This is a genomic window from Flavobacterium gawalongense, from assembly GCF_007097265.1.
GTDB classification, from domain to species: domain Bacteria; phylum Bacteroidota; class Bacteroidia; order Flavobacteriales; family Flavobacteriaceae; genus Flavobacterium; species Flavobacterium gawalongense.
Window position 1 is genome coordinate 1 of the sequence record NZ_VJZP01000040.1, and the last position, 19563, is coordinate 19563.

Here is a 19563-nt window from a genome sequence, read left to right on the forward strand (position 1 = left end):
TATCGTAAGCTTCCATATACCTATTTTCTATTAAAATTACAAAAAAAAGTAACAACATTCTTTTAGACTACAGCCAAAACATTTAACGGTGGGAAAGCAGAAATTAAAGAAATTGCAGAGGAATTTAGTAGAGCATTTAATATACAATTAGACAATAGTATCTATAGATGCTTTACTGACATTAAAAACAGACCAGATCCAAAAGGTAAGTTCCTAAACGGACTTTCCGAAAATTTAGATAAAAATATCAACGATGAATTTGATTAAACCTAGCAATTGCTAGGTTTTTTTTTGGCTAAACGTTGATTTTGTAAGAATTCATTACCCAACCTTGGGTCGTATTGGGTTTTTACCCCCAAAATGCCATTTTTGATCTAAAATCGCCCAATTTTCCAATTTTTCCAAAACGGAGTTTTTCACGTTTTGAAAAAAAAATCCCTTATAAACAAAGGGATTTAATGTAATTTGAGGTAAAATAACACCCAACTTGGGTTCACCTTGGGTTTAAATGTCAAACAAATGAAATTAATTTGTCTCATAACAATTAAACGATTTTGATCATGAACTTACATCCAAAAAAATTATTCCCTGGAGTAGACAATTTAGAACTGCTCAACCACCAACCCATCACGAAAAGGGACCTGCTAAATTTTAGCAATGTGATGCTCGCCGAAATCAAAGAAATGGTCGGAAAACAAGAACAGCCAGCCCAATGGTTAAAATCATCAGAAGTTCGAAAACTCCTGAAAATTTCTCCAGGCACTTTACAAAATCTTCGCATCAATGGAACCTTAAACTTCACCAAAATTGGCAGCATCCTTTATTACAAGTATGAGGATATCTTAAAAGTGCTCAATCCATAATCCAAACTTAGAAATTTTAATTTTTAATACTTCATTCTTAATACTTCTCAAAAAATGAACTATATCAAACACCTTACTGGCTTTTTCAAGAAAATCAATAATGAGACCAACCTCAATCCAACACACATTTCGCTGTATCTGGCACTCTTCCAATGTTGGAACGTGAACCGTTTCAAAAATCCAACAGGCATTTCTCGGGAAGAAATTATGAAAGCCAGCAAGATCAATTCAAAAGCAACGTATCATAAGTGCATGAAAGAGTTAGAGCTTTTGGGGTTTATGGAATACAATCCAACATTCAATCCCCATTCTTGCTCCAACATCATTATGGCCAATTTCTCTGAAGAAGAAAAAAAAAATTCAAAAATTCCACAGCCAACACGTTCAAAAAATGAACCCGTTCACAATTTGACCGAATTAAAAAATGAACAAGTCATTGAACAGGTAAATGAACAGCTCTATATATATAATAAAAAACAAACAGCTGAAAACATTTTAAACAATATAAAAATAGATATAGATAAAAATTTAATAAATCAACCTGTTCAAAATTTGAATCCTTTAATAATTCCAAAAGAAAAAAATGACATGCTGAAAGTATTGGCCGATGACAATCGGCAAATACTTCCAGCATTCGCCGATACCGATAAAAAACAAACTGAAAGCGGTCGGCAAAAAAGTTGCGCCAAAAAAGAAAAGCCAGTTGAGCTGGAATTAATCTTCGATCACATTATCCCAACTCTTGAATTAGTGATCGATTATTTTCTTTCCCAGCAGAATACAGAAACGGAAGCCAATAAATTTTTCAATTACTACTCCAGCATCGGTTGGCTCATTGGTGGAAAAACAAAAATGAAAGACTGGAAAGCAGCAGCAAGAAACTGGATGCTCAACACAGCTAAGTTTGCAGCAAACGTTTCAAAATCCGATTACAACTCCCAACCAAAACCGATGCACCTGCACACCTCAACCCATAAAAACTATGACGAACCATTGTAAATCCGTCCGTGAAACCTTCGTGGTCCATAAAGGTTTCAAAGTGTATAATTTCCAAAAATGCTTGGAATATTTAGAAAGCCAAGGAAAAACCACCTATGGAAGTTCGTTTCATATCAGCGAAATGGACCATCCTACAATCTACAAATTGCTGATTTATATGATAAAAGACGAGAAAGCAGCCGTGAACCTAAAGATAGACTTATCGAAAGGCATTTTAGTATCAGGTTCAATTGGTTGCGGGAAAACATCCCTAATGAACTTAGTACGCCCTTTTGCCTATCATTCATCCGAGTACAAAATCAAAACATGCAGGGAAGTCTCTTTTGAATTTGCTAAAAACGGTTTTGAGGCCATCAACTGCTACACGTTAAAGCAAGCCAATCAATCGCGATTAACCGGTTATTGCTTTGACGATTTGGGTGCCGAACAGCAAATCAAACACTTCGGTAACGATTGCAACGTTATGGCTGAGGTACTCATCAGCCGGTACGAACAGTTTGTCGAAAACAAATCAGTCACTCATATTACCACCAACCTTTCCGCCTCCGAAATCGAAAACGGTTACGGCAACCGACTCCGTTCTAGGATGCGACAAATGTTTAACCTCATCACATTCGACAAAAACACCAAAGACAAACGATAAAGTCATTGCGAGGAACGAAGCAACCTCGTCTCTTTGAGTAAAAATTGTATCGAGAAGCAACTTTAAACTTTTCAAACCTTAAACTTTAAACTTTTCCACCATGAAAAAAATCAACACCTTCTGGAACTGGTTCCAAGACAATAATCAAACCATCAAAAACCTCATCAACGAAACCCCTAAAAACCAAAAACACATCAGTTTTTGGATAAACAAGAACCTCAGCTACTATTGCAAAGAAATTGACTTTATGATTGTATTTCCAAAAATTGGCAATACCAAATCCGAACTCATAATAACTGCCAACGGCAACCTGGAATACTTTAGACAGGTCATTGATTTAATCGATAACGCACCACAATTGAAGAACTGGAAATTCACCGCTTTCATACAACCAACTGATAGAATTGATAAAATTATCGATGGTTTTGATGAGCCTTATATCTTCCATGAAATAACATTAAAAGCAAGCGAACTCAAATTTCTAACTTTAGATTATGATAAAAAAACGCATAAGTTCGATATCATCGTTTTCTTGAAAAACTACAATTTATATTGTGACACAAAGACTTTAGAACAAGCTATCTTCATTATCATGCAAGACATTCTCGGAGAAAATTCACTTTTTCAAAACATCAATTTTGTACAGCTGGCACAAACACCAAGTAACGAGGAGGAATTGATTTATTTGTATGATTTGCAGTTGCACATTGACAGTTTTAACCAAAAATAACTATATAAAAAACTCTCTCATATGGTTCGAGAGAGTTATATCATTTTTTAAACTAATGATTCTGAACCATAATCATTGAAAAATTATCTCTAGACTCTAAACTACATAATCCCTCTATTTGACTAATCGCTTCTTGTTTCGATGCAACAGTCTTTATAAGATTATTAATTTGATATGAATTAATTACATCGGAAACCCCATCTGAGCAAATAATAAATAAATCATCATCAATTAAATTTGGTATAAATTCAAAACTAATCATACCGTCTTTGATATTGCCTGATACCGAACGTGTCACAATATGTTTATATCTTTCAATTCTATTAATAACATTACCATTATCAATCATTTGATTAATAAGTGTATGAGAATGGCTTTCGAAAATTATTTCATTATCTCTTATGAAAATTATTTTAACATCTCCAACCCAAAACAAATAAGCTACATTATGAATTATTATAACACCTGCTAAAGTTGCACCGATTTTAGCACCAAAATCATCCGATTTTTGTTTAATTATAAGGTTTGATTTATTTACAGCTTTTTGAATCTCTTTCTCATTAATTTCTTTGACAGTTGATAAATAAGTATATATATTTTCGGCAACTAATTTTGAAGCCATTTCACCATATTCATAACCTCCCATTCCATCTACAACAATATGTAAGCTACATTCAGGATTAATTAATTTTGATATTAAATAATCCTGATTACTTTTTCTTTTACCCTTATTTGAAAATGAATATAACATTAATGTTCTCCTGTTGCTTGTTTTGTGGCTCCTCCATGTTTTGTAACCCGAGGACGAGTAGAAATTTTTATTGGTTTCAAAGTAATACTTTGTTCTGAAGCTTTTGTTGACCATAAAAATCCTTCCCCCGGTTTTAAAATACTCATATCGGCTGGTGTTAAATTACTCAATTGAGTAATTGATTTTTGTATGTGTTTAAGCCATTGTGGACTATTAAATTTATGAAGCAGAACAACACTACTCAATTCAATGATTTCATTTGGTAAACTTGGCGGGTCTTGACTGGCAATCATAATGCTGACACCTTTGTGTCTCATTTCTCTAATGGCTGTAACAATATTTCCTGTAAGATCTTTATTGTCCATATACTTATGAGCCTCATCAAACACAATGAATTTGTTGAAATGTTTATCATTATAGGTCTTTACACCCGAGAATATATTAAGCATAATGACAAATAATCCAAGAGCTTCATCTTTAACAATAAATTCATCTCTTAAGTCAACAATAATTAATCTTCCAGGTTTCAAGATATCTCGAATATAAAAACTGTCGTCAATGTATTCTCTTGCAAAACTCAATTTTTGTCTGGCCAAAGCTTTTTGACCATTTGAAAGTAATTCAGAAGCCTCAACACTTTCACTCAAACCTTCCATAGTGATGTTTCTTCTTTGTTCTCTCATCAAGGATTTCAACTGTTTGATATAAGCAGAATCATTACCTACTGCACCAAGCAAGAACATCCAATCTTGAACATTCAACTCCATTGAATTGAATGAGATTGGCTTAATATCAATAGAAGGATATTCAAGACGTCTATCTTCTATTTTATCTCTAGGAGTTAATAAAATCACATCTTTGATTGAACCTGGTTCAGCTCCATATTGATCTTTCAACTTCTGTAATTCTGTTCTATTATCATTAGGAAATACCATTGAAGTAAATTCCGGCTCGTAATCCATACTTTCGCTATAATGAAAAATAACTCCCGCAAGTGGTGATGGTAAAACATTTATATTTGAAAATTGTTTCAAAACCATTTCTGTTATAGTACCTATAGTATAACTTTTACCGCCTCCTTGAACACCAAACAAACTTATTGTATTAGTTTCACTCAAGTCGATAGCAATTTTCTTATTTTGAATACTCTTTCCTAAAATCCCAAATTGTGGACTTTCAGAACTTTTTCCAACAATAACATCATAATCAGGCTTTATGTGAATAGTATCATTTACAACCTCATCCTTTTCTTCATTTACAATTCCATTTGGACTATCTGGTTTTGGAACAAAAGAAATATCATCATCATTATAATCATCATCTAAATCGTCGTTATTATCATTCCCATCAGATTCATTGGAAGAAGTAGATTCTATAATTAAATCCTTGTTCTCAATAGGAATTTCTACTATCGGAGTTAGATCTTGTTGCTGCTTAATCTTAGACTTAAATCTTTGTAAAAAGGGTTTTAAAGCCTCATTTGTTCCTAAAGCAGTTCCTAGCTCCTTGTCAAACTCTTTCTCTTCTAATCGAGTAGTATTTAAGTCAGAATCCGGATCTAAAATATCTTCAATTAGTTTTGCACCAAAAGTAAAGAACGTAAGACTGTCATCAACTACTTCTTTTTCATGCCTTTTAGCAAATGAAAAATCAAAGATAAAACCTAGTTGATTAAACTTTAAATCGAAACCATTATCTAATGTCTGAAGGAAAGAACAATAAGTATTATAGGCATTTTCAGAAAGATAATTATAACGGTAAGCTCTCTCTATGTAAAAACTTAGCAATGCTTTGAACTCCTTATTTTTTATTTCTCGATCTAGTCTGTCTACTGAAGTATAATTGTTTGGGTCAAAATGATGTCTTATGGCCAGAATAGTATTTTCTATCTGCTCTCTCATTTTTAATTTTAAATCTTCTTTCTCTGAAACTCCGATAGATTTTCGACATTTTATTTCAATAATGGAAATGGAAATTTCGCGTTTGTCTTTATCAATTGAAAATAACAGATTATCAGCTCTGCTTTTTGAATTAGAAGAAAGATTTTCAAAAATATTTTGATGTAAATCAATAGGTACTAAAACCGCTTCTTCAAGAAAACCTTTTTTCTCTAATACTCTTTTAGTAAATGCAGAACCAATTACCTCAAATGCCTTATTCTTAGTAGAATTTAATTGTAATACCAGTGAACTACTTACTGCTCTTACATCTTCAAGAATTATTTTAATTTTCTTTTCATCTTCAGCGTTGTGAATATTCAAATTAAATTCCTCAAAATGTGGCCCCAATAAACCTAGTACTTCTGATGATGGTTTAGTAGTTAAGAAAGAAGATATACCTGATATTTCCTCTCCAGGAACATAATCTAAAAGAAATGGTATATTTCCATCTTTTGAAGGTTGGTCAAAAAATTGTGGTCCCAAATTTTTATCAAAAGTGATAACCCAATCGGAAAACTCATGTAATTGTGAAAGCAATACTTTATCTCTATTGGAAAGCCTTAATTCTATAGATGGAATTGCCTGAGTTGAATTTATGGCTAGAGAACCAGCTACAAAAAATTGCAGTGATGAAAATAAAGAACTACATAAAAGATTTTGACTAAAACCTTCAACTACATCAACATCAATATACCTGTTCCATTTGATGTTATCATCAACCTCTTCAACTTCTATAGAATGTTCTAGTAATAAACCATTCAAATAAAACGATTTTATGTCGCGATGAGGTTTGAAAAGAGTTACGTTAACTGCAAATGGATTAACCAAGAAACTTAAATGAGCAGCATATTTTGATGGGCTCTGTAAGTATTCATTAATGTTATTAATAGAGAACCTTAATTTTGGAAATAATCTGTTTTTAGAAGGTTGAGAAAATAATTCGGCCTCTTCAGAAATATTAGTTTCTGGATTTAATAAATTCTTTAATGATTTACCATGTTCAATAATGGAATCTCCTCCAATGAAAATACGAACTTCAAATTTGATGTCCATATAATCTGGATTTTTGCCTATTTCAACAAAGGAATCTGAAAATATACTGGCATCACCAACATTGAATAAATTCACAACCAATTTATCAGTGTATGGATGCTGGATAAGGAAATTCTTTATATGTCTAACAACTAATTTTTTACTGATGTCTGTTTCAACATAGTTGTCTGTTGAAATATTAAATAGTGTTCTAAAATAGTGTTTGAGTTGTTGAGTAACAGGAACTAAAGATTCATTGGTACTAACATTAGAATTATCCAAATAGATAGCCCATCCAAAAGACAACTCCCCGGCATAATCATAATTCTTGAAAGTGCTAGGTTCAACATAAACTAATGGATTTATTTCTGGAGATAAACTACCTAAGAACAGTTCTTCAAGTTGTCCCCATTCCTCTAAATGCACTTGATAATCTATAGTTTTTTGATACCAGTCATCAAACAGTTCAATTAATTGTAAAAACCACGATAATCGCAAAGGATGCAAAGGCGACATTAGCAAACAGGAAACGGAGTTTCCATCAGGGAGCTTGGTCTTAACTTTTACCAGATCTAAAATTTGAATTTCGCTTAAAAAATGTTTTACAGTTTCCTTTTCGTCTTCATTCAACTCTTCGTTAAAAAGATTACTTTTTAATTGTGACAACCACTCGTCATAAACCTTTAGATAGCTTTTAATTGTTGCTTTAAAAAGATATAAATTACTGGTTTCAATAATACCGTTAGTAGTTTCATTTGAGTTTTTAATAGCTTCAAAAAGCTGATACCTCAACTGAATAAGTTCTTTTGGAGCAATATCAGTTAATGCACTATTTTCAAAACTTATACCTTGTAGTCCGACAAAAGAAATATTATTACTTAAAGAACAATTGATATGACCTAACTGATTACTATGTTTTAAAAACTCATTTTCTAGTAAGCGTAGTTTAGTAGATAAATTGATTTGATAATTATGTTTTGACGAATAATTAATATGGAATGTAGATACATGTTTAGGCTTTTCATCATTTAACCAAACGTTCGACAAATCACTCGGAAGTGGTGATTCAATAGCATCTCCATTTTTTAAACGCTCAATGTTATACTTGAAAAAAGCTTGTAAAACATTATTTAATTTGTCTTTTCGTTGAGTTTCCTCTTTTTCTGGATTTTCGTCAAAGAAATAATCGAAATCATCAGAATCACAAGCTAACTTGAACCTATAATTCTTTTTAGTCTCAGGATTTTTACCTTCTAGTTCCCATGCTTTCTGAATGGAGGCATCTTTAAAATCATCATTAGAATTTAAAATATTACCGTGTTCATCCTCTGCCAAAACTTTTAGAAAATAAGAACCTTCATCAAACATATTAGGATTTAATTCAATTTTTGCCTCCCTGTAAGGTGAGTTCGCATTACTGTTTTTTACTTTTCGCAAAGTAGTAACTTCCTCCCCGGAACCACCATCAACAGACATTAAAACAATTTTAAAAAATTTTAAATTTTCAATGTTTTTTGGTGATGGATTAGTGGTATATCGTATAGTAATATTGGATTTAACATTCTCTTTAGTTTTAAGAACTTTTCTTCCTTCTTCAATTGAAAAATCCGTTGATCTGATCTCATTAATAAACAAATTAACTTTGTCAAATTTTAAATTGGGTATTGACCATTTATCAAAACTTAAATTTGGATAAGAAGAAGATATTAATTCACAAATACGCTCTTGTGATTTTACCTCTTTTTCACTTCTGAAAAAGTCAATAAAATCCTTTTGAAGAGTATCTTGTTCAATAGGCAATTCATTAATTCTATCATATAAGGGCCTATTGAATGAACTCAACAAATTAATACTGTTTTGATTAAAATTTAATCTTGAAAATATTAATTCTTCATTTTCTAATAAATCTTCATCAGGTAATAAATCCAACTGGTAAAGATTCTTACCTATACTCTTGGAATTATATTCACTATCTTCAAGGGCAATTAAATAATCAATAACCTTTGAAGTTTCTAATTCATTAATCGACAAATAATTAAATATAGACTGGATTATGCGCTTTTTATCCGCAGGTATTTTTGCAATCAGTTCGTCTTTCAACTTAATTTCAATACCCTCAAGTGATATTTCCTTAAAAGTGGCATTACCATAGGAGTCTTCAGCAGCAGTTCTACTATTAGAAGGTATAAGAACCAGCAAAGGTTTTTCCTGTTGGTTTCTAAATTCAATTAATTTAGTGGCAGTAATATAATAGTCGCCTTTATCTCCTTCAGAAACAATAAAAGTATTGATACCGGGATATTTTTCGGATAGTTCATCCCATAGATATAAAAGTTCATTATTCCCAAAACCGGTTATTTTCATACAGTGGCCAGCTTTGGCAGAAATAAACTCATTGTGATATAATGATATCACAAGGTCTATGATATGTTGATAATAAGAATTAATCTTTGTAAGCTCCATGGGATATTATTTTAGTTCGTAACGAGGTCTGATTTTTTGTAAAATATAGGCATCACTCAAATCGTTATAAAAACCTATTTGTCGTAATTTTTGTTTGAATGCCTCTACATTTTCTTTAAATGCCAAATGGGTATTCAAATCTGCATCTTCAAACCTAGGTTCAGACAATCCATTTATGATCAAACCATATCGTTCTTTAATTTTTTCAGTCAGTTCTTCAATAGATAAACTCTTTGTAATAAATCCATCACCTTCTCTATGTAAAACTTGAATTTGTACTAAAGCTTCCAATAATCTTGTTCCCAAGACAAACCGTCTTGGATGCTTTTTACTTCTCCCTTGCGCTATAAATCCTCTCTCATTATTTTTTTGAGACAAATTATCAATAAACTGAACATGGTATTTATATTGATAAGGCCCTCGCATTTTTACAAGCAATTCAATATATTTGTCAAAATAAGTAGTCTCGTATTTCACCATGGAATTCAACAATTCTTTATCCTCATCATCATCTAGCGTGCTTTGAATGTTATTCCAAAGTACTTGAAAATAAAGGTCAAAATCATTTGGTGGATTTTTTAAAACCTCTAATGCCCTGTCCAAATGTTTAGAATTATTTTTTTCTAAATTTTCCTTTTTCAATACAGCATTAATCTGAAAAGTAGCTTTGATGTAATCATAGATAGAGTTATACATTCTATCCGCATCCTCAATAGCAACCTTAGAAATTTTACTTTCAAAATCATCTGTACTATCTAGTACAATGCTCCAGTCATCTTTTATGTCAAATCTACCTTCAGCAACAATTTTAGGCAATAAATAAATCAACTTTTGTATATACAAAGACAGATGAAATGAAGTTATTGTCTTCAAATAATCAATCAATACATTCCTTGGAATTTCTCTCTTATAAACCAACAATCGTCTAACATCATCACAGTACAATTCTGCTTGGTCTTTCAGAATTGGTCTAATTTGATTTAATGTGGAAGAGCTTTCAATAAAACCGGGTCTGACCTTTTTTATCAAATGTAAAATACCAAGACTATCAACATCTAAGGTTCTCGTATTGCTTATGGTGTCTGTGGTTTTGTCCCAACCTTCCATTAAAAATTGTTTCAAATCATCTTTAACCTGAGGGTTTTGTCCCAACATCAAATAAACCTGATCCGCAGTAAAATAATCCCGAGTATTTTGAGCATTTCTAACACGATAGCTTTCTAAGTGTATAGGTCTTAAAGAAGATATTTTTTCTTTATCCAAATTACCTCTGTTTACCATATTTACTAAATTGGTACGTAACCATATTTCGACAGCATCAGAATGTTCTTTGTAACCAGAAACTGATCCTTCCTCTTCAAGAACCCTAAAGGCATTTTTCAATTTTTCAATTTCAATAAAAGCATTCTCACCAGCTCTGTTTCTTTGTTTTGGTCTAATTCCATCATGCCTTAATAGCATAAACAAATTAACCATGGTATAGTCTATATTTATAGCTTTAGCATCAGCTGTAAAAAGCAACTCATTTCTAAATACACTTTCTTCTTTATTTAATTTAATTGCCATAACTAAAAGGTTACTTGTTCTATATTTATATGGTTTAAACTGTCCTTCTTTATAGTGAAAAAAGAGATGTTATCTCTTGTAACAACTACCTCATTATAACTTAAATTCTCAAGTAAATTTTTAAATACAATTAATTCAATGAATTTACCTTTAAGGTCATTCAATGACGGACTAAATCCTTGCTGAATAAAATACAGCATTTCATATAAATCAAGTGAAATGGTCAAGCGGATATGTTTTTCTTCCTTATGTCTGAAAATAAGACTGTCCGGTTCATATTCTAAATACTTAACCAAGTGTTCAGTTTTATTAACGAACAATTCAAAATCACTCAATTTGAATAATTTAAAAGATTGACCTATCGGGTCTTTAACATCCGAAGAAGATAAAACCAAACTGTCTTTATCCAAGTTTTCATTGTTGCAGCCTTCATTCAATGAAACAGCTCTAGAAATACTTCGTTTAATTGACTCTTCATTGTTAGAGCTCTTAAGTATATTTACAAAAGTAAATACAGAATGATAAGGCAATCTTAGTAAATATGAAGGCATTTTAAGAAGACTAGCCGTAGTTTCATCTCTAAAGTTAGTCTCTATTAATTCTGCCTTACCTTCAAAATATTGATGCCTAACAAAACTCTTATGTTTACCCTTAATCTTATAAATGACCTCTGTGGTTTGCTCATGAGCAGGCACATATAGCTTATTAGCATTAAACACATCCAATAAAGAGAATTCTCTTTCTGCAAATTCAAGGTAATTTTTAGTCAAATGTTTACCAAAAAATAAATCCCTGTCCAAATGAGGTATAGCTACTTCACCAATATCTGTTTCTCTTAATAATTTAATAAGTCGGTCTTGATTAGCACTATCCTGTACAGAAGGATTTGTAATATTGAAATAATAATATTGCCAATATTTTTCTGGTTCATTCTCCGTTAATTGGACTAATGATTTTAAATCCTCACAAGAATAATCACGAGTTAGTGTATAGGATATTAAAGACCTCATATCCCTCATAGTAACATGAAGTTCTCTTTTCAGGCTAACAGTTTTAATCAACCATTCCATTCTTGAAATGATGGTATCTCCAGCTGCACTATCATTAAAACTATCAACATTATACTTTATAAAACATTCTTTAGCTAAAGAACAGCCGTCACATTGTTTCCAAAGTTCTTTTTTAGTTAGAGCTTTAACCTGATTACGGAACAAACTACCGCCTTCATCATTTTGTGCAACTACAGAACGTAAATTTAGATTTACAATCATCACACCTTCTGGTAATTTGGCATGGCCTTCTTCGTAAAAGTAATTTTCAATTATAGTAGCTAGTTTGGAATGTTTATCCGAAGTAGTTAAAAACTCAACCAGCCTTCCTTCATTGATGGCAATGATTCTTCCTTCTTTTGCTTGATTATAGTTTGTCAATCCTTCAAATGTTGAAAAGAAAGTATCCAAAACTTCATTATTGATGTTGATTTCTTCATCTTGCGAACCGTCGTAGTTACTTTCAAAGACAACACCATTAATTTTAAATTTAGCGCCATTACGATGAGGATATGGAACAACGTCTTTTACATTCGGGTCATTCTCAATCTTTTTAATAAAAGCAGTCTTACCATCTCCTGCATTACCGGTAATAATTAACAATTTATATTGACCATCAACAATAGCTGGAATTAAACTTTTATCCAGCTTTGTGGGAGTATAAGTGAGTTCATCAAATTCACTAGATGTGAAGTTTACTCTCGTACCGGCATTTCCATAACGAGATTGACTGTACAACGAATTCAGATAATCAACGATGTTAGCACCTTCTACACTTATTTTAAAAGCTTTAATTTTATCCTTATTGTTATCAAAAAGCAACTTAATACTTTCATAAACCCTGTCAATATTACCTGCCGTAAAAGACTTGGCTCCACCTTTCCAAAAAACATCACTGATAATAGTTTCATCATCAACTTTCAACAATATTTTAATAGGGCTTCCTAAATCAATAGTAGTCTTGTAATTTTCCAGTTTTCCTTTAAAACGTAAAAGAGCATTTTCAATAGCCTCATGCAAATCCACATAGGTATTCATTTTATCATACAATTTCAAATTGAATGAACTTCCTTGATGAATAATCAATTGAGTATGATATAATTTATTGCGAACACTAACACCGTCTTCATCACTTGGAGCAGTATCAAGCAATCGGTCTTCCAATAAAAGTAAAGCATCATGCATTTCTTTTGCTGAATTAAAACGATCCTCTTTGTTTGTTCCAATAGCTTTGAGTAAAAATGCGGCAAATTCATTTGAAATTCTAGGCTCTATGTCTTTTGGATTATTGGGTGCTTTATGTGAAAAAGGCATTTTGCTTGGATGCCATGGATATTGCTTACAAACCAATTCGTATAGCGTAACACCAAGAGCAAAAGTATCGGCAGATAAATCCCAATTAACCCTGTAATTATCGGAAATTAAGTCTGGAGCTAAATAAGGATTAGTCCCAACAAAATCTTTGTTTTCAGTACTCGAAGAGGCCACATTGAAATCAATAAGTACAAACCGTGTAGAATTATCCCAAATAATGTTGTGAGGTTTAATATCACGGTGCATCAATGGCTTTTCTTTAGATTGCATCACAACCAAAGCTGATAATATATCTTTACCGACCTGATAAACGCTGTGTAGTGGCAATCGAGCATCAGTACGGGTGTAGTTACTTAGGTTTTCTCCTTCAAGATATTCCATTACAGTATAAAACTGACCATTGGCAGATTCATCATTCCAAACAAACTTTACAATGTTGTTATGATTCAAATCTTTCAAGGCTTCATACTCATCTTTTACAGAAGAAAACGTAACACTTTCATTAAATAATTTAAGAGTGAAATAAACATCCTGGATACGATGTTTTACTTTGAAAACTTTAGAATAACCACCTTTCCCTAAGGTTTCATAAATGGTAAATGAACCTATTGTGTCACCCTCCTTCAGATCTACATAATCATGCGTTGTAGGCATAGATATTGCAGGTACTGGTTTCGGATGCTCCGTTGAAGAACTCTCTAACGATTGAAGTATAAATTCTTCCAAAGCATCTACACTTTCAATTCTAAGAGTATCTTCTGCAAGTAGGGTCTTTAAACAAACCTCATCTAACCATTTTGGTAAATTCGAATTAAGTTTTGTTGGTAATTTATCTTCCGGGAGTTTACCACCCATTTTAGTTAATTCATAAGGTGTTTTAAATGGCTCTACATCGGTAAACAACCAGTAAATCAAAACACCTAAAGAATAAATATCAGAAGCCTGATTGGCATCTCCAACAGTCAATTCTAGAGGATGGTAAGCTGTGGCATTATTCGCATTGATGGTTGGCATCACGGTATAACCTTCATCACTATGGTCTATAAAATAGGACTTGCCAAAATTTCCCAAATAGGCATAACCGCTACTTAGGTAAATATTATCAGGATTAATATCTCTGTGAAATATATTTTCCTTGTGGGCTTCTTTCAAAGCTACCATCACATTTCGTATGATATTAATTTTCTCCGGAAAAGTAAATGTTTTATGTCTGGCTTCTGAACGAAGAGAATTCTCTTCGAGGAAATCAGTGATTTCATAAAACATATGATTTACCTCGTCAATTCTAAATTCTACATTTAGAATAAAGGGTTTTGCTTTGATTTTACTCAAAGCATTATATTGATTCTTAATGCGTTCTTCTCGCTTTTGAAGTTCTTCTTTTGATAATCCGGTAACCTGAAGTGAATATTCTTTAATCCTTCTTCTCACTGAAGAATTAATACCTTTTTGCTTCACTAAATATTCTGCAAAATTGGGTTCCTGTTCCAATACTTCAACAATCTCATAACCTTCAACCTCGCGTTTTTCGTTTGGTGATTTCTTGCTTTGCTGTCCGGTTAAATAATCAACGATAGATTTTTGAATAGAAACAATATCATCCTTTAGTTTACCAACACTATAGGGGTTAGTAATAAAGTCAAGCAATCGACTATTCAATTCAAAAGTCAATTTTTGTGCCTCATGAGAAATGATCGGTTGATACGAATTCTGATAAGAAAGCGAAACAATATTCATTATCCAGGCTTGCCCCCAACTAGAGTCTTCCTCTTTTAACTTAGAAGCCAAAATAGCTGTTTTTTGACGACCTGTTTTCAATGGATTTTGCATCTGACGATCATTCAAATACCAGTAATTATCATCGCCTTCAATGCGGCCTTTCCAGTCTTTATTTTCAATATTAAAGACAGCATGAGGCGCTACAACGATAAGGTCATATTCCCAATACTGAGTGCGATTGTTTCTCGGATTGGTAGAAGCAATTTCTACATTAGGTATCAAGAAATAATTCTCTGGAAGATTAACTTCCATAAAATCCAATAATCGCTTTTCCCCGGCATTAACAACGTCCTCAAAATAAGGTGGTTTTAAAATTTTTGCCATAATTCAATTTCTTTTTCGATCATGTTTATAGCTTGAGTTTCTTTTTCATAGGCTTTATTTTGAAGTTTGGAAATATTATTGATTTCATTCCCGATTTCTTGACCTTTATCTTTGGGAATAGGAATAACTACCGAAGCTATATTATTTTCTCTAATCCATTCAATGACACTACCTGTTTTATACTTAACTAATTGAGATTGTCCTAATTTACTTTTTAAAAAAGCATATATATAGCCAGGGTGAACTTTTTCTTTATTAATTTTAATCTTAGATAATTGTTCACTCGCAAATACGCCTTGATACATGTTATGAAATACATATTCTACTTTGCCAATAGTCCCTTGGACAGAAATCAAAATATCTGATTCGATTGTTGTATTTTTTTCCACATTACGAGTAAATTTTTTTGATAGCTTTTTTAAATCTTGTAAACGAGCCATATTTAAATTTTGACCTGTAATTAATGGTATTCCATTTTCTACAAATTTTCTCTCTCGTAACCCTGATCTATTTATTTCGAGACTTAGATCCCCAAGATAATCCCACTGATCTTTTTTAATTTGTTCAATTAAATAAGATGTTGCAGGTTGATAAAAATCTGATTCAAGTCTATTTTCAATTGTATGTTTATCTCCTTTTTTAATGTCAGAAATATTTAATGAAAATATTTTCTCATTACTTTTGAAACTATAAGTAGATTCAATTTCTTTTACTATAGTTTCTAATAACTTATTTGCCTGAAAACGTAATTCTGATGCTTCTACAATTAAATTGTGTATTTCATTTTGTTTTCTTACATCAATAAATGGTACCGGAAGCCTTGATAATGTTTTAGGTTCAATTCTTGGTACTACTGAACCATATATATAAGATTGCATATAATTATAAGCAGTTGGTGTAGCTAAATAAGCATAAACATATCCATAAGGAGCTTTGGAATTATTTGCAATAACCCGAATAATATCTTGTGAACCAATAATACCCTCTAAGTCTTTACTTATTAGTCTAACATTTCCAATAGTCCCTGCACAACTAACCAAAATTTGAGTGTTTTTCAGAGTCATATCTTCTTGCCGAGGTGTATACTTTTTAGATATTAACTTTGCCTCTCCCAAGGGGTTTGAACTCATCATATGCTGTGCAGAAATATATGGAAGACCATAATTTTCATCTTCAATAAAAAATCTTTTAAAAATCCCTCCAGTATAAACACTTTCGGTGAGTTCTCCTAAAGTAGAGAATACCATATTATTTTTTATTGCATTATCGATACGTTTTTTACCGTAATTTAAATGATAATTTGGTTTTAAAATATTTGAACCATTAACAATGTTTTTATAAGAAACGGATGTTGTTTTCATTAAAATTTACTTTTTGAAAATTCGTAATAAGCTTCAGTAATTTTTGGAAGATCATCATCCAAATGTTTTAGTTTTTCTTTTCTATTTTTTACTAGTTGCGTTCCATCTTTTTTTGTGAACAAATACTCTGTAATTGTTTCGAATAACATTTCTGCTCCATCATCATCTCTTAGATAAATTGGATTACCTCTTCTATCTTTACCCAGTTTTTCAGCTATAGCCATAAAAACATCATAATCTTCATCACTTTCCTGAGCTAATTGTCTGGATAATTCTGTTTTCTTTTCTAAGAATAGTAAAGAAGCTTGCACACCAACTTGAGGCATAAAAGCTTCAACAGCTAAGTCAACAGTAGCTAAAATTTTGAATTTATTTAAAATCCATTCTCTAACATTTACCATATTTGGATTACCCAAAATACCATCAGGCAAAACAATAGCCATTTTACCGCCTGGTTTCAAAAAGTTAAAACAAGCCTCAATAAATAATACTTCAGGAGCGTCACTATACTTTGAAAGCTCATAACGTTCAGCTACTTCTTTCTCAACTTTTACTTTGGCTCCAAAAGGAGGATTAGTAAATATCATATCAAAAGTACCACGAGCATCATTATTGTAACGATCTTCAATATCCCCCATAACTTCTAAACTTCTATTTATTGCACTTTCTATTTTAGCTAGTTCTTCAGGATGATCCCATTTTGGATAGGCAAGTGAGTTAACGTGAAAAACGTTAGCATGGCCATCACCAGCCATCACCATATTCATTCGGGCTGCTTTTTTCAAATCAGGGTCAAAATCAAAACCAAAAATACTATTCTCTGCATATTCCTTTACGTGTTCATTAACTTCAAAAGAATTATATTTTGCCATCAATAGTGGCCCTTCTAAATCAGGATACAAATCTTGAGCAATTTGTTTTCTAACATGATCCAACACCATGACAATAAATCCTCCCGAACCACAAGCTGGATCCAGAACTCGGTGTTTTTCAGTTGGGTTCAACATCTCAACCATGGCTTTTACAATGTTTCTTGGCGTAAAAAACTGTCCAGCTTCTTGTTTTAAAGTATTACTTACAATCGTCTCATAAGCCATCCCCTTCACATCAATAGAAGCATCTAGGAAAGAATATTTAGCAAGTTCACCAGCAATAAATGCAACTCCTTTGTCTGTTAATTCAATACCTTCATTTCCGGTAAATACTTCCGAAAACATGGAGTTATCTTTTAGTTTTTGGAAAATAGCTTTAATTCGGTCAGCAACTGCTTTTCTTCCAGCTTCCGTATTTTGTTCTTTTACACCAACCCAAAATTCTCTTCGGTAACTAATATCTGTCTCTATAAATCTTCTTTTTTCATCATATAGTTTACAGAAAATAAGGTTTAGCAATTGCCAAAAAGCATCTTTCTTTCTTCCTTCATTGCCATAGATATAATCATGAGCTCTTTTAAAAACCTTTATCAAAGAGTCGTTTGCCGGTTTTCTACTATAAGAACGGTCAGCTCGATCAATATCAGCCAATGTTTCTCCTTCGCCAGGAAAATCAGATAAATCGGTAAACTCAAAATCATAACCTATAGCATCGTCTTCCTTTTGAAAAAAATGATAACTGGCACCATTTGCCCACAATCCAAAATGACAACTTTCAACCGCTGCCATAGCATTTTCAAGAGTAGCGGTTAGTCCTTTTTTACTATCGGTTTCTTTTATTTTATCGTCCTGAATAACACAAATTCGAATGATTTTACCTTGTGTATGGGTTTCGCCCTTTTCAAAAACAACCAATTCTACTTTCTGCTTTTTGGCTTTTCCAGTATCAGGATCAATAAACTCGATTTTAAAATCGCGTTCCATATCATCCAAATCAAAACCATACTCTTCGTTAAGCATGCGAATAACCGATTGAAGATTTACTTCGGCACTGGTCGCTTTCTTTGCCTCAGAAGTCAAAATACACAGCACTTGATTGTCGTCTAATATTATTTCTTCTTGGGTAATAGTTTCGTTAGTCATTATTTATATTTTGTATATGTTCTTCAATTTCTTTTCGTTGGTCTCTTCTCGCAGCATACCGGAGAAGCTTATTTTTATTTACATTGTATTTTTTAAAAGCACTTTCGAAAATTTCTTCTATCGAGTAATTTAAAGACTTCAAATAATTTTCAGACAGTAACCAAGCATTAACCAGAATACCTTCTAGGGTAAGCACAGCATAATCTCCATTATGTTGCGTTGGTGTTTCCGAAATCAAGGGGTACAATAGAATCACATCATTTTGAGGAAGTATGTACCGTTGAATAGTTTCATTATTAGGTTCCAAAAAGACTGGCTTACTCATCGATTGCATCTGTTCAAACAGCTCGTTAAGTCCATCCTTCTGAACTAACAAAAAAGTGGTTCGTTTTTCATTTTCTCTCTCAACAATCAAATCAAGCATTTCGGTATCCCAAACCACCAATTCAGAAGAAACAAATGATTTGGTTTTATTATAAAGTCGTTTCGTCTTTAAAGTGATCTCTGAATTGAAATCAGGTTTGAAATCAAAAGTATACAATCCTCTTCCAGCTTGATAGATAAGATTTTCAGTTTTTAATTGATTGATTTTCCACGAAATAGTATTGGTAGATAAATCCGGAAATAAGGAAGAAAGAAACAAAACCAACTCCTTTGAAGTTATAGTGGTTTGAATTGAAAACTGTCCTTTTATCGCTAAAGCTAATTCGGTGTTTTTCATAAAAGCATTTGGA

General features: G+C 32.2%; 11 protein-coding genes and 1 pseudogene. 5 read left to right on the forward strand and 7 right to left on the reverse strand.

Features of this window, described 5'->3' with window-relative positions; genetic code table 11:
- Window positions 1-84 precede the first annotated feature (84 nt).
- From FNW38_RS15630 to FNW38_RS15650, 5 genes and pseudogenes are all read left to right on the forward strand, one after another.
- Window positions 85-267 (forward strand): annotated as a pseudogene (locus FNW38_RS15630) (RteC domain-containing protein); the annotation flags it as partial.
- 293 nt (window positions 268-560) lie between these two features.
- Window positions 561-863, forward strand: a complete 303-nt coding sequence (locus FNW38_RS15635) for a helix-turn-helix domain-containing protein (RefSeq protein ID WP_144065025.1) — start codon at window positions 561-563, stop codon at window positions 861-863.
- 54 nt (window positions 864-917) lie between these two features.
- Entirely contained in the window at window positions 918-1862 is a 945-nt protein-coding gene (locus tag FNW38_RS15640) for a transcriptional regulator (RefSeq protein WP_144065026.1), read from the forward strand.
- The gene (locus tag FNW38_RS15645; protein WP_144065027.1) at window positions 1846-2505 is read left to right on the forward strand and encodes a P-loop NTPase family protein; all 660 of its coding nucleotides are present in this window, start codon (window positions 1846-1848) and stop codon (window positions 2503-2505) included. The genes FNW38_RS15640 and FNW38_RS15645 overlap by 17 nt, the downstream gene beginning before the upstream one ends.
- Before the next feature lie 100 nt (window positions 2506-2605).
- A complete protein-coding gene (locus FNW38_RS15650) occupies window positions 2606-3235 on the forward strand; it encodes a hypothetical protein (protein WP_144065028.1) in 630 nt (209 codons plus the stop codon).
- Between the two features lie 52 nt (window positions 3236-3287).
- On the opposite strand, the gene FNW38_RS15655 is transcribed toward FNW38_RS15650, so the two are convergent.
- The 7 genes from FNW38_RS15655 to FNW38_RS15685 form a co-directional block, all read right to left on the reverse strand.
- The gene (locus tag FNW38_RS15655; RefSeq protein WP_185963155.1) at window positions 3288-3986 is read right to left on the reverse strand and encodes a PP2C family protein-serine/threonine phosphatase; all 699 of its coding nucleotides are present in this window, start codon (window positions 3984-3986) and stop codon (window positions 3288-3290) included.
- Window positions 3986-9322: a methylation-associated defense system ATP-binding protein MAD8 gene (gene mads8 / locus FNW38_RS15660; protein WP_235891111.1), complete on the reverse strand. Its 5337-nt coding sequence runs from the start codon at window positions 9320-9322 to the stop codon at window positions 3986-3988. Before mads8 ends, FNW38_RS15655 begins: the two co-directional genes overlap by 1 nt.
- A 105-nt stretch (window positions 9323-9427) precedes the next feature.
- On the reverse strand, window positions 9428-10987 hold the full coding sequence (gene mads7 / locus FNW38_RS15665) for a methylation-associated defense system protein MAD7 (RefSeq protein WP_144065031.1): 1560 nt from the start codon (window positions 10985-10987) through the stop codon (window positions 9428-9430).
- A gap of 2 nt (window positions 10988-10989) precedes the next feature.
- Window positions 10990-15453, reverse strand: coding sequence for a methylation-associated defense system protein kinase MAD6 (gene mads6 / locus FNW38_RS15670; RefSeq protein ID WP_144065032.1), 4464 nt, complete (start codon window positions 15451-15453; stop codon window positions 10990-10992).
- A complete protein-coding gene (gene mads5 / locus FNW38_RS15675; protein ID WP_144065033.1) occupies window positions 15438-16814 on the reverse strand; it encodes a methylation-associated defense system restriction endonuclease subunit S MAD5 in 1377 nt (458 codons plus the stop codon). The genes mads6 and mads5 overlap by 16 nt, the downstream gene beginning before the upstream one ends.
- The gene (mads2, locus tag FNW38_RS15680; protein WP_144065034.1) at window positions 16814-18829 is read right to left on the reverse strand and encodes a methylation-associated defense system DNA methyltransferase MAD2; all 2016 of its coding nucleotides are present in this window, start codon (window positions 18827-18829) and stop codon (window positions 16814-16816) included. Before mads2 ends, mads5 begins: the two co-directional genes overlap by 1 nt.
- Window positions 18822-19550: a DUF6577 family protein gene (locus tag FNW38_RS15685; protein WP_144065035.1), complete on the reverse strand. Its 729-nt coding sequence runs from the start codon at window positions 19548-19550 to the stop codon at window positions 18822-18824. The genes mads2 and FNW38_RS15685 overlap by 8 nt, the downstream gene beginning before the upstream one ends.
- Window positions 19551-19563 lie beyond the last annotated feature (13 nt).